The 12,744-nt window shown below is 68.6% G+C and carries 10 protein-coding genes and 1 pseudogene; 7 read left to right on the top strand and 4 right to left on the bottom strand.

Going from position 1 to position 12,744, the window contains the following annotated elements:
* Positions 1-88: 88 nt before the first annotated feature.
* Positions 89-241 (bottom strand): annotated as a pseudogene (locus ABB28_RS18450) (YceI family protein); the annotation flags it as partial.
* 89 nt (positions 242-330) lie between these two features.
* Entirely contained in the window at positions 331-921 is a 591-nt protein-coding gene (locus ABB28_RS08560; protein ID WP_057508229.1) for a malonic semialdehyde reductase, read from the bottom strand.
* 121 nt (positions 922-1,042) lie between these two features.
* Between ABB28_RS08560 and ABB28_RS08555 the strand changes: the two genes are divergently transcribed.
* From ABB28_RS08555 to ABB28_RS08540, 4 genes are all read left to right on the top strand, one after another.
* The gene (locus tag ABB28_RS08555) at positions 1,043-2,008 is read left to right on the top strand and encodes a mitochondrial fission ELM1 family protein (RefSeq protein WP_057508228.1); all 966 of its coding nucleotides are present in this window, start codon (positions 1,043-1,045) and stop codon (positions 2,006-2,008) included.
* Between the two features lie 152 nt (positions 2,009-2,160).
* Positions 2,161-3,000 carry a DUF2145 domain-containing protein gene (locus tag ABB28_RS08550; RefSeq protein ID WP_057508227.1) on the top strand — a complete coding sequence of 280 codons (840 nt, stop codon included), beginning with the start codon at positions 2,161-2,163 and terminating at the stop codon, positions 2,998-3,000.
* 23 nt (positions 3,001-3,023) lie between these two features.
* Entirely contained in the window at positions 3,024-3,527 is a 504-nt protein-coding gene (locus tag ABB28_RS08545; RefSeq protein ID WP_057508226.1) for a hypothetical protein, read from the top strand.
* 84 nt (positions 3,528-3,611) lie between these two features.
* Positions 3,612-4,172, top strand: coding sequence for a queuosine precursor transporter (locus ABB28_RS08540; RefSeq protein ID WP_057508225.1), 561 nt, complete (start codon positions 3,612-3,614; stop codon positions 4,170-4,172).
* 179 nt (positions 4,173-4,351) lie between these two features.
* On the opposite strand, the gene glnE is transcribed toward ABB28_RS08540, so the two are convergent.
* Positions 4,352-7,150 (bottom strand): bifunctional [glutamate--ammonia ligase]-adenylyl-L-tyrosine phosphorylase/[glutamate--ammonia-ligase] adenylyltransferase, encoded by a 2,799-nt coding sequence (glnE, locus tag ABB28_RS08535; RefSeq protein ID WP_057508224.1) that lies wholly within the window; start codon positions 7,148-7,150, stop codon positions 4,352-4,354.
* Positions 7,151-7,694: 544 nt separating this feature from the next.
* Between glnE and scpC the strand changes: the two genes are divergently transcribed.
* The 3 genes from scpC to ABB28_RS08520 all read left to right on the top strand — a co-directional run bounded on the left by scpC (position 7,695) and on the right by ABB28_RS08520 (position 11,172).
* Positions 7,695-9,209 carry a succinyl-CoA:acetate CoA-transferase ScpC gene (gene scpC / locus ABB28_RS08530; RefSeq protein WP_057508223.1) on the top strand — a complete coding sequence of 505 codons (1,515 nt, stop codon included), beginning with the start codon at positions 7,695-7,697 and terminating at the stop codon, positions 9,207-9,209.
* A 140-nt stretch (positions 9,210-9,349) separates the two neighbouring features.
* A complete protein-coding gene (locus ABB28_RS08525) occupies positions 9,350-10,132 on the top strand; it encodes a hypothetical protein (RefSeq protein WP_152983427.1) in 783 nt (260 codons plus the stop codon).
* A gap of 332 nt (positions 10,133-10,464) precedes the next feature.
* A complete protein-coding gene (locus ABB28_RS08520) occupies positions 10,465-11,172 on the top strand; it encodes a hypothetical protein (protein WP_152983426.1) in 708 nt (235 codons plus the stop codon).
* A gap of 18 nt (positions 11,173-11,190) precedes the next feature.
* On the opposite strand, the gene hglS is transcribed toward ABB28_RS08520, so the two are convergent.
* The gene (gene hglS / locus ABB28_RS08515; protein ID WP_057508220.1) at positions 11,191-12,555 is read right to left on the bottom strand and encodes a 2-oxoadipate dioxygenase/decarboxylase HglS; all 1,365 of its coding nucleotides are present in this window, start codon (positions 12,553-12,555) and stop codon (positions 11,191-11,193) included.
* Positions 12,556-12,744: the final 189 nt, after the last annotated feature.

Below are 12,744 nucleotides of genomic sequence, written 5' to 3'. Positions count from 1 at the left end.
CCACCGGTCCGGCATCGCCACACCTCTGCGCATTTTGTTTTCAAGCAGAATACGGCATACGAGTTCGGGGTCCGTCTCGTGGGCGTGGAGATGAGTCGGCGGCCGGGGTGGTGGTCTGCTCGGTGGCGGCCGGGGTGGCGGCGGCGTCGGCAGCCGGGGTGGCTTCGTCGGCCGGCTTGGAGCAGGCGGCGATCGCCAGGGTCAGGGCCAGCGGAAGCAGCAGCTTGGTGGTCTTGGTCATGTTCAGGACTCTCTCGATTTCAGTAAGGGAATGGACTGCAAACATCGACCCGTCCAAGCGGGACCGGCCGATTCAAACACAAACCCGGTTCAGACGATGCGAGCGGCTTCGTCGAAGGACAGGCGCGGCGAACGCGGGAACAGACCGGCGGTGTCGCCGTAGCCCAGGTTGACCAGGAAGTTGCTGCGCAGCGAGGTGCCGGCGAAGAACGCTTCATCCACCTTGGCCGGATCGAAGCCGGTCATCGGGCCGGCGTCCAGGCCCAGCGCGCGTGCGGCCAGGATCAGGTACGCGCCCTGCAGGCTGCCGTTGAGGAAGGCCGGCTTCTGGCGGTTTTCCTGCGGGCCGTCGAACCACGCCTTGGCATCGCTGTGCGGGAACAGGTAGGGCAGCTTTTCGTGGAAGTCCAGGTCGTGGGCGATGATCACCGTGACCGGTGCCGCCATGGTCTTGGCCAGGTTGCCTTCGGACAGTGCCGGGGCCAGCTTGGCCTTGCCTTCTTCGGAAGTGACGAACACGAAGCGTGCCGGGCTGGAATTGGCCGAGGTCGGGCCGAACTTCACCAGGTCGTACAGCGCGCGCAGCGTGGCCTCGTCCACCGGCTTGTCGTGGAAGTCATTCGCGGTGCGGGCAGTGCGGAACAACTGGTCAAGTGCGGCAGCGTCGAGTTCGTGCGACATGCATCCTCCAGGTAAAGAGCGTCAGCCCGTGCTGCCTGCCAACAGGCCTGCAGCCGGGTCCATGCGGGGCAGTGTAGAGTGTCGCGTCTGTTGCAACACCCAGCAGGGCTGAAACGAATTAATGCCAATCGTGAAACGATCGAGTGCGCCCTCGACGATTACCGATGGCCGCGCCGGCAACGTCCGGCAGGCCGTGGCGCTGGCCGGCGCGCTGCGTCTGGGCACGCACCAACCCCTGACGCTGGTGCCGCGTGCACCGTGGCGCTGGCTGTCGCCACGACGCCTGGCTGGTGACATCCGGTACGGTTACGGCGAGGCATTCGCGGCACTGTCGACGTCGCCTCCGTCACTGGCAATAGGCTGTGGACGACAGGCCGCCGGGGCATTGCGGGCACTGCGTGCGCGGGGAAGCCGGGTGGTGCAGATCCTGGATCCGCGCATCAGCGCGCGCCACTGGGACCTGGTGGTCGTGCCCGAACACGACCGCCTGCGCGGCGGCAACGTGCTGACCCTGCTCGGCAGCCTGAACCCGGTGGACGATGACTGGCTGTCGCTGGGGCGAGCCGCCTTTGCCGATTTCCGTGGCCTGCCGGGCCCACGTACCGCGCTGCTGGTCGGCGGGCCGACCGCCCACGCGGCATGGGACGAACAGGCCATGCGCGGGGTGTTCGAGCAGCTGGCCGCGCAGATCCGCGAACAGGGTGGCAGCCTGCTGGCGACCACCTCGCGGCGCACCCCGCCGGCACTGGCAGACGCGCTGCGTGACACGTTTGCCGATATCCCGAACGTGATCTGGGGCGATGGCGGTGACGGGGTGAATCCGTATGCCGGGCTGCTGGGCTGGGCCGACCGGGTGGTGGTATCGCCGGATTCGGTGAACCTGCTGTCCGAAGCCAGTGCCACGCGTGCACCGGTGATGGTGGCGCTGGCGGCCAGTGCACAGGGCCGCATGCAGCACTTCCAGCAGGCACTGCACGAACGCGGCCGGCTGCAGCCGCGCTGGCTGGACTGGGACCACGGGCCCATCGCGCCGCTGCGCGAAACCGGACGCATCGCCGCCGAAGTGAAACAGCGCCTGGCCCTGTAGTGACGGCCGCTGGCCGTCATCCCCCGCTGTGGTGGGTGACGACCGTTGGTCGTCATCCTCCGCCGTGGTGGGTGACGACCGTTGGTCGTCACGCTGTCCGCGCTGCACCCGCCGACCCTGCATCGGCACTACCGGTCTATGATGGCCGCGACATGGACCGTCCTTTCTTATCCCTCGCCCTGCTCCTGCTGCTGGCCCCGGCCACCGCCTGGGCCGACAGTGGCACCTGCCGCGAACGCTATCCCAGCCCGGCCGCCGAAGCGGCGATGTTCGACGTGGCGTGGACCACTGCCGAGCGCCTCGACGCCCTGCCCGACGTGGATGTGGTGATCGCCGCGCGCGGCGGCCAGGACCTCAGCCGCTACGGCCTGCGCCACAGCCACCTGGCCTTCCTGCTGCGCGACGACGACGGACGCTGGCGCGCGGTGCACCTGCTCAACCGCTGCAAGACCGACCGTTCGCTTCTGTATTACGAAGGCTTGGCCAACTTCATCGGTGAAACCGGCGGCCATACCGATCTGCGCATCGGCCTGCTCGAACCTGCGTTGGCCGCCCGCCTGAAGGCGATGCTGCAGTCGCCGGCCACGGCCGCGCACGCACTGCACGAACCCCGCTACAACGTGGTGGCCTATCCGTACCGCACCGATTTCCAGAACTCCAACGGCTGGGTGCTGGAAGTGCTGGCCGCGGCGATGGCCAGTGCCGATGGCGCCGCGCCCCTGCAGGACCGCGCCCAGGTGCAGCAGTGGCTGCGCGCCAACGGCTACCTGCCCAGCGTGCTGCATATCAGCCTGGGCAAGCGCGTGGGTGCGCGCGTGGCGGTGGCCAATGCCACCACGACCGACCACCCGGTGGCCGAGCGCGTGTCCGGCAACTATTCGGTGGTGAGCGTGGAATCGGTGTTCGATTTCCTGCGCGCCCGCCAGCAGCTGCCGCAGGAGCTTTCCATTCCGCATGTCCCCGTGGCCGGTGCCACGGCCGCTACGCCCTGACCCCCATTCCGCAGGAGACACGCATGTCCCGTTCCTTCGCCACGCCGGCACTCGCCCTGATCCTCGCCTCCTCCCTGCTGGCACCGCCTGCACGCGCCGGCGAGCTCAACAGCAGCGAAGCGACGGTGTTCATCTCCGTCGCGTTGACCCTGTCGATCCCGCTGGCCGCGTCGGCCGGGCTGGCGGGCCTGTCCGCGGCACCGTTCAAGGCCAGCGACCGGCACAAGGCCGCCAAGCGGGTGCCGGCCACGCCGCTGCCGGAAATGGAGGTGAAGGAGGTCACCCCCCTGCCCGACGGCGGCCGCCGCGTGCAGCTGCAGGTGCCGGGCAAGGATGACCAGACGGCCACCCTGGAATGGCCGGCGCGCGCGGATGATCCCGCCGCCGGTTTCGTGGTCGGGCAGACGGTGGCGTTCGTGCCTACCCCGGCCGGCGCCGGCTGGAACGTGCACGATGCCGCGGGCCGCCAGCTGGCCTACGTGCCCACCGCCTACGCCGCAGCCGACAGCAGCAGCACCACCTGGTGATGGCTGTCGGCTGAACGTCCCGGCTGGCCGCGTGCCCTGCCGGGGCGGATAATGCGCGCCTTCCTTTGAACTCCCTGGCTCGCCATGTCCGTGCGCCCTGTCCCTGTGTTTGCCCCGATGACCCTGCGCGCGCTGCTGCTGGCTGTGCTGGCGATGGGCGCGGTGGTGCTGGGTTCGAACGTACTGGTGCAGTACCCGATCAACGACTGGCTGACCTGGGGCGCCTTCAGCTATCCGGTCGCGTTCCTGGTCAGCAACCTGATCAACCGCCGCTTCGGCCCGGGCCCGGCCCGTCGGGTGGCATGGGCCGGCTTCGCGCTGGCGGTGGTGCTGTCGTTCTGGGTGGCCACGCCGCGTATCGCGGTGGCGTCCTGTTCGGCGTTCATCGTGGCGCAGTTGCTGGACATCACGGTGTTCGACCGGCTGCGTCGGGGCAGCTGGTGGCGCGCGCCGATGGTGGCCACTACCTGCAGTGCCACGGTGGATACCGCGATCTTCTGGAGCATCGCGTTTGCCGGTTCTTCGCTGCCGTGGATGAGCTGGGCATTGGGCGATCTGGCGGTGAAGCTGGCGATCGGCGTGTGCCTGCTGGCGCCGTTCCGCGCGTTGTTGTGGAAGATGGCGCCGGTGAAGAGCGCGGGTTGACGGCGAAGGCATGACGGCCAGCGGCCGTCACTACCGGAGGCGGGACCGGTAGCGCCGAAGGCAGCGGCAAGCAACGGCGTGACGACCAACGGTCGTCACCCACCAACGCCCGAGTCACCCACCAACGCCTGGGGCCCCCACGGCAAAGGCATGACGGCCAGCGGCCGTCACTACCGGGGTCACGTGTCGAACGGGAGCTTGGCGTCCACGCAGGCGGCGCTGATCGTGGCGCGTGCGTGTTCCAGTGTGTCGCTTGGCGCGGCCATGCGCGGGCGGCGGTCGAGCGTGCATGCCAGCCCCAGTTCCAACAGCGTGGCGTGCGCGGCCTGCAGTGCGCTGGCGCGTTCCGGCGGCAGCCAACCGCTCGCCGCCAGTGCGGCGATCAGCCCCGGCGTATCACGCGGTCCAAGCAGCGCCGGATGAGCGGACGCCGTGCCCAGTACACCCGCCTGCAGCAGGAACTCCAGGTCCGCCACGCCACCCGCGCCCTGCTTGAGGTCCATCCGCGCGGCATCGCTGCGGTCCAGTTCCGCGCGCATGCGCTGGCGCATCTTGACGATGTCCGCGTGCAACACCTCGCCGTCCCGCGGGCGGCCCACGGTCTGCGCGCGCACGTCTTCGAACGCCTCCAGCAGCCCGGGATCACCGGCCACGCCGCGTGCGCGGACCAGTGCCTGGTGTTCCCAGGTCCACGCACGTTCGCGCTGGTATTCACGGTAGCTGGCCAGCGATGACACCAGCGCGCCCTTGCCCCCATCCGGGCGCAGCCGCACGTCGATGTCATACAGCCGTCCGGCGGCGGTCACTGCGCCCAGCAAGGCCATCACCTTCTGCGCAAGCCGGGCGTACCAGCGCGCGGGTTCCAGCGGACGCGCGCCATCGCTGGCGTCCACCTCCGCCGGATTGTCGTGCAGGAACACCAGGTCCAGGTCCGAGCCGAAGCCCAGTTCCAGCCCGCCCAGACTGCCGTAGCCGATGATCGCAAAGCGCCCGTCCGGGATGTCGCCGTGCGCGGCGCGCATGTCCGCCTGTGCCAGCTGCAGCACCACATCCACCACCACCTGCGCCAGTTCGGCCAGCTGGCGCGTCGTCTCCACCGCGCCCTGGCGGCCATCCAGGCTGGCCATGGCCATGCGGAAGCTCAGGGCCAGGCGGATCTCGTTGAGCCAGCGCAGCGCCGATTCGGGGTCTTCCACCGCCAGCACCTGCGCGCACTCGGCCTGCATTTCCTCGCGGCTGGGCAGCGGCCCGGACACGCGCACGTCCAGCAGTTCGTCCAGCAGCAGCGGATAGGCTTCCAGCCGTTCGGCCAGCAGCGCGCTGCGTGCCAGCACGTCCACCAGCCGCGCCATGGAACTGGGCTGTTCGTCCAGCAGCGCCAGGTAGCTGGTGCGCCGCAGGATCGCCTGCAGCAGGCCCAGCACGCGCTTGAGCGCGGCATCGGGCTGCGGCGACCGCGTGGCGGCGTGCAGCAGCGCCGGCAGCACGCGATCCAACCGTGTGCGCGCCCCATCGGACAGCGACTTCACCCCGGACGACTGGGCGAAGTCGCGCAGCATCTGGTCGGCGCCGTGGGCATCGGCGAAGCCGGCATCCACCAGCAGCTGCGCATCGCCATGTGCGGGCAGCCCGCGCCAGTAACTGGCCACGGCATCCGGCGCGGCCTTGCCTTTACGCGGGGCCAGCAGCGCGCCGAATTCGGTACTGACGCGCTGCTGCTGCACGGCCAACGCATCGCGCAGGCTGTCGAAGTCCGGGTAGCCCAGGCCGATCGCGATGCGCAGCCGTTCCAGTGGATCGGCCGGCAAGGTGTGGGTCTGCGCGTCGCGCAGCATCTGCAGCCGGTTTTCCAGCCGGCGCAGGAACAGGTAGGCCTCGCGCAGCGCCGCGCCGTCTTCAGCGGCGATCTGCCCGGCGTCCACCAGCGCGGCCATCGCGTGCAGCAGGCGGCGCTCGCGCAGCACCGGTTCGCGACCGGCGCGGATCAACTGCAGCGACTGGCACAGGAACTCGATTTCGCGGATGCCGCCGGCACCGCGCTTGATGTCTTCGTGCATGTCACGCCGCGCCACTTCGGCGGTGATCGCCGCCTTCATGTCGCGCAGTCCATCCAGCGCGGTGAAGTCCAGGTAGCGTCGGTACACGAACGGGCGCAGCGACTTCAGCCACTCCTCGCCGGCATCGATGTCACCGGCCACGGTGCGGGCCTTCAGCCAGGCGTAGCGCTCCCAGTCGCGGCCTTCGCGCTGGAAATACTGGTCCATCGCCGCGAACGACATCGCCACCCGGCCGGCGCGGCCGAACGGACGCAGGCGCAGGTCCACGCGGTGGCTGAAACCATCGGCGGTGGTGTCATCGAGCAGCTTGGCCAGGCGCTGACCGACGCGTGCGAAGTACTCATCGGCATCCAGCGGCCGCGCGCCATCGGATTCACCGCGCTGGGCGAAGGCGTACACCAGGTCCACGTCGGAACTGAAATTCAGTTCACCGCCCCCCAGCTTGCCCAGCCCGAACACCACCAGCCGTTGCGCCTTGCCGGCATCGTCGCGGACCACGCCGTGGCGGCTGGCGAACTCGATTTCCAGCGCGCCCAGCGCCAGCTGCAGGCACTGTTCGGCCAGCTCGGTGGACCCGGCCAGGGTCTGCTGCACGCTGTCCATCCCGGCCAGGTCGCGCCATACCAGGCGGGTCGACATCGCCGCGCGGTAGCGCCGCAGCAGGCCGGGCCATTCGGCGGGCTGCTGCGGGGTGAGCTCCGGCAACGGCAACGGCGGGCAGTCGGGCTGGGTCAGGTGGGCGAGCAGCGCCGGCTGCCGGCACAGGGTATCGATGGCGAAGTCGCTGGCGACCGCCAGCTGGCGCAGGAAGGGTTCAAGCGGAGCGTCCGGCGCGCTGCCGAGGGCAATGGTCAGGCGTGCGAGGGCACGGTCGGCCAGCGGGACGAGGGCGTCGGGGAGCGGCGCGTAGGGTTGGGTCATGGGAGGATTGTAGGACGGTGCGGCGTGTTGACGGCCAGCGGCCGTCACTACCGGAGCGGGGCCGGTAGCGCCGAAGGCAGCGGCAGGAGCCGCTGCCAACGTCGTCTGCGACGGCCCGCAGGGTGCCGGTCAGGAGACCGGCATAGCCACGCTCGGCGAGCGCAGCGGCGGGCGACGGCGTGACGACCAACGGTCGTCACCCACCGGCGGCACGCGTCGTCACCCCACCGACGGCACGCGTCGTGACCCACCGACGGCACGCGTTGACGGCCAGCAGCCGTCACTACCGGTGCGTATTCAGCTGCGCGCTGCAGGCGTAAAAAAGCCCGCTTGCAGCGAACTGCCAGCGGGCTCTGCTCCCTCCCCCACGTCGGGATGCAGGGCCATCGTGCCGACTGCAAAAGCACATTGCACGCTGCACTGCAAAACAATACCGGAGGGTACAGAAGCCTTCACGCCGGAAGCGCCATCCCACCAAGGTCGCAGGCCCCGTACGGGTAGGTTTGGCCGATAATCGATCTTTCCCCCACGAAACATCGTCGTCATGCCTGCAGATCGCATCGCCAACGCGCGTCTCCGTGACCGCGTGGTCTCCGCCGAGGCCGCAGCCGCGCTCATCCAGCCCGGTGAAACCGTGGCCATGAGCGGTTTCACCGGATCGGGTTACCCCAAGGCCGTGCCGGTGGAACTGGCCCGCCGCATCGAAGCGGTGCACGCCCAGGGCCTGCCGTTCCAGATCAGCCTGATGACCGGCGCCTCCACCGCCCCGGAACTGGATGGCGCGCTGGCCAAGGCCGATGGCATCGCCATGCGCATGCCGTTCCAGAGCGACCCGGATGCGCGCAATCGCATCAACGAAGGCAAGCTGGATTACATCGACATCCACCTCAGCCACGTCGCCCAGCACGTGTGGTTCGGCTTCTATGGCGATATCGATACGGCGGTGATCGAAGTGTCGGCGATCCGCGAGGACGGCGCGCTGGTGCCGTCCACCTCGGTGGGCAACAACAAGACCTGGCTGGACCTGGCCAAGAAGGTGATCGTCGAGGTCAACGAGTGGCAGCCGGCCGGCGTGGATGGCATGCATGACATCTACTACGGCACCGCGCTGCCGCCGCATCGCAAGCCGATTCCGCTGGTGCACGCCAATGACCGCATCGGCGAAACCACGCTGCGTTGCGACCCGGACAAGATCGTGGCGGTGGTGCGCACCAACGGCCCGGACCGCAACAGTCCGTTCAGCCCGATCGACAGCACCAGCGAGCAGATCGCCGCGCACCTGATCGAGTTTCTCAAGCACGAGGTGGCCAAGGGCCGCCTGCCGGCCAACCTGCTGCCGCTGCAGTCGGGCGTGGGCAACATTCCCAACGCGGTGCTGGCCGGCCTGGCCAAGAGCGGCTTCCGCGACCTGGCCGCGTTCACCGAAGTGATCCAGGACGGCATGCTCGACCTGCTGCGCGACGGCGTGCTGAGCTATGCCTCGTGCACCGGCTTCGCGCTGAGCCCGCAGGCCAACGAGACGTTCAAGGAAAACATCGATTTCTACCGCGAGCGCATCATCATGCGCACGCAGGAAATATCCAACCATCCCGAGCTGGTGCGGCGCCTGGGCTGCATCGGCATGAACGGCATGATCGAAGCGGACCTGTACGGCAACGTCAATTCGACCCACGTGATGGGCACGCGGATCATGAACGGCATCGGCGGTTCCGGTGACTTCGCGCGCAACGGTTTCCTGTCGGCGTTCCTCAGCCCGTCCACGGCGAAGAACGGCAGCATTTCGGCCATCGTGCCGATGGTCAGCCATGTCGACCACACCGAGCACGACGTATCGGTGATCGTCACCGAACAGGGCCTGGCCGACCTGCGCGGGCTGACCCCGCGCAAGCGCGCGCAGGTGGTGATCGACAACTGTGCGCACCCGGATTTCCGCGCGCAGCTGCAGGATTACTTCGACCGCGCCAGCCGGGACAGCTATGGCAAGCACACCCCGCACCTGTTGCCGGAGGCGCTGAGCTGGCACCAACGGTGGCTGGATACGGGCAGCATGAAGGCCTGAGCCGCACTGCTGGCATCGCGGCACGTCACCGTGCCTGCCGCGTTGCACCAGCGGTGACCGCAACGTCCAGGCACCCGCACGCTGCCCGGCATGAACGCAAACTGCAAGCGGGTGGCGATGCCATCCGCTTTGATAGCGGCATGGACATCCCCTCCCCGCTTGGTTCCAGTCAACGTTCCGCCTTTGCAGTGATAACACCTGCAACATCGTCATCCCGGCAACCCGCCCTCACCGGCATCCGCAGCGTCAGCAACAGCAACAGCGCGGATACGCCTGCCACCCTGCCGCCCTTGCTCAAGCTGGACGACAGCGAGAAAGGCAGCGACCTGCTGGGCAGCCTGCGTCGGCGTTGCATGATCTACAGCGCACCGCGCGTGATCGACGCGGCGCTGGAGTTCGCCGGCTCGCTGCCGACGGAACAAGCCAGTGTGTTCCTGCGCACGGTGACCCTGGCACTGGCCGATGACAACCGCCTGTGCCTCGCACTCGCGGCGCAGCGGCAGCAGGGCGCAGGGCCGGCACCTGATGCCTCTGCGGCGGTACTGCCGCCGTTGCTGCAGGAGTACGTCACCGCACTGGGTGCATTGCTGCGTGCGGTAGCGGTGAATGGCAGGGTGATGGACGGTACGTACGGGTTCACGACCTATGTGTCGTACTGCCTGCACCGGATCGCCACCGCACCGGCACTGTATGTCGCCGAGACCGTGCTGAACGAAGCGCTGCACTGGCAACGTGGGGCACGGCTGGCCATCGGCGGAACCGACCTCAACATGGTCCCGCGCGCCGGAGACGATCCACTGGGTCCGGTGCTGCGGGCGTTTGCCCTGCGCGACCCGACGCCGGATGCGGCTGCCACGCTGGCCGAACTGCGGCAGTTTCATCCCGCGCCGTCGCCCGACCCGGCGCTGCCCGACGTGCGCTGACCCAGCCTGGCCAAGGCCAGCAGAGGCGCCTGTGCAGCCGCCAGTCGCGTTCTGTCATCAACTTCGAGACCCGCATGCTTCCCGTTTCATCGCAGCCCACGTCCACCCCATCCCACATCCCACCAACCCGCACCGTCAGTCCCCCGCAGCTGCACGCTGTTGGCAATGCCTGCCTTCCACCCGCGCCCTGCGCCTCACGCCCAGCGCCGGCGAGCGCAGCGCCCGCATTGCTTGGGCGGGCGCGACGGCTGTGCGTCACTGAAGGGTTGCCTTCAGCAATGACATGGCTTTCAGACACGCCTGCTGCACACGCGGCCGATGTGCATGGAAGGGTGCTGCAGACGATCATTCTTGCACTGGGAGACGATCGTCGATGGAAGGGGCTGTCCGCCTCGATCTCGTACCTGCGCAACCCTGGTGGGCTCAAGGATCCCGCACCGTTGAACCAGTACCGCGAGGCGCTCACGCAGTTGCACGACAAGGTCAGCCAGCTGGACCGGCGCGACCTTGCCGGGCTGGCAGCCTTTGAACATTGCAGCAGCACGGCGCTGGCAGTATCAGCTGGGTCGGCTGACAGCGATGACGCGCAGGCCCGCGCCGTGGTGCGCTGCATGGGCTGGCAGGAGGCCGCCTTCGAGCGGATTGCCGGTGCCCTGCAGGATGGTGGCCATGGCGAGGTGCGGACGCTATGGCACGCGCATGCACTGGATGCAGGGGGTCACATTGCCAACATCCAGGCCCTGCGCAGCTGGAAGCTGCTGGTTATCGGCGACTGGGTCAGGGGGCCCAACTCCAGCCACTACGTGGAACCCACGGCCGACCACTACGACGGTGTGCTGGTCCGCCAACTGCGCGCGGGCACGCCGGCAGCGACGTTGTTCAGCGACTACCCGCTGGACAATGCCGTGCTGCGGGAGTGGCTGGTTGAAAAGGCACCGGCCCTGCATCGTGGCAGCCGCCTGCTGCCTGCAGATTCGATCGACTGGAAAGCGGTCGGCGTACAGAAGTGGCAGGCAGGCCAGCGCGACGCCGGAACCTGAGGCCTGCGCGGCGTACCGTCAGCCGCGCAACGCCACCAGCGAGTCCTGCTGCAGCTGTTCGTACAACGCGAACTCGTCATGCACCCGCGCGCCCAGCGCGGTTTCAAAGGCATCGCGGTTGGCATGCGCCGCATACGCGCGCTGTTCGCCGCCGCCCAGGTTGGACTGGAAAATGCCTGCGGCGCTGACCGGCAGGAAGTCTTCGTAGATGATCGGATCGGCGGTCGCCAGGCCGTCGGCGATCAGCACTTCAGCCGGCAGTTCGGCCACGCGCTGCCGGGCTGCACGGCCGGCCTCGGTCAGCTGGTAACGGTAGTAGCCCAGGCCTTCGCTGCGCAGCGTGGCGTGGTCGTCCGGGAAGCCGGCAAACGCCGCCTGCAAGCGCTGGCCATAGTCACCGCCGGTGCTGCCGGCGCCCTCGGTTTCGCGCGCCTGCGCCAGCAACTGGTCGTACAGCGCGCGGCCCTTCGGGGTCAGCGCCAGACCGCGCTGTTCGATCTCGCCGAAGCGTGCGGTATGGGTGCCGGCATCGCCGCCGTGGTCCTTCGGGAAATGCACCGGCTCCTCCAGCGCCTTGAAGCTGGTCTGCCGCAGCAGGATCGGGCACGCACGGCGCGGCGGGCCTTCGATGACCGCCTTGGCGGCCATGCCACGTTCGATCATCGCCGTCTGCGCCGCATCGATGTCCAGCGTTCGCGGGGTGAGGTGGTTGATGTGCGGGCCACGGAAACTCACCACGTCGGCGATCAGCCGATGCGCATTGCCCAGGGCATGGTAGGTATCCAGCGCCACGGTGGCGTCGCTGTGCCAGCGGAAGGTTTCCAGTGCTTCGGCGACGAAGCGTTCGGCGTCGGCGGCGTGCAGGCCGCCCTCGCGCTCGGCCTGTTCGACCAGCGCCAATGCGTCGTCGGTGAAGATGCGCCGGTGCGCCAGGATCTGCTCAGCCTGCGCGCGCAGCTCCGCGTCTTCGATCAGCTCCAGCCGCAGCAGCGAGGTGAACACGCGGAACGGGTTGGCGGCCAGCGCCGCCGCGTCGATCGGGCGGAACGCGGTGGAATGCACCGGCACGCCGGCCACGCTGAGGTCGTAGTAGGCGACCGGATACATGCCCATCACCGCGAACAGGCGGCGCAGGGTGGACAGCTCTTCGGCGCTGCCGACCCGGATCGCGCCATGCCGCTCTTCATCCAGGCGTCCGCGGCCGTCGTTGCGCTCCAGCTGCGCGGCCAGGTCGGTGTCTTCGGCCAGCACCTGCGCGTTGATCTGCGCGACCAGGTCGACCAGGTCGCCATACAGCGGCACTTCGGTGCGATACATGCGCGACATGGCCTGTGCGAACAGGCGGCGGATGGCATCGGGCGAAACGAATTCAGCAGCGCTCATGGGGTATCCAGCAAGGAACACGGAACATGCGTTGGCAGGCATTGTCGCCGGGCCATCGCCGCTTTGAAACCCTGCCCATCCCCGCTGGCGCTGGTAGCGCCGAAGGCAGCGGTAGGAGCCGCTGCCAACGTCGCCAGCGACGGCCCGCAGGGTGCTGGTCAGGACGACCGGCATAGCCACGCTCGGCGG

Origin of the sequence: Stenotrophomonas chelatiphaga (genome assembly GCF_001431535.1) — a bacterium.
GTDB classification, from domain to species: domain Bacteria; phylum Pseudomonadota; class Gammaproteobacteria; order Xanthomonadales; family Xanthomonadaceae; genus Stenotrophomonas; species Stenotrophomonas chelatiphaga.
Note: the sequence above shows the minus strand (reverse complement) of the source record. Positions and strands in the feature narration are given on the sequence as shown.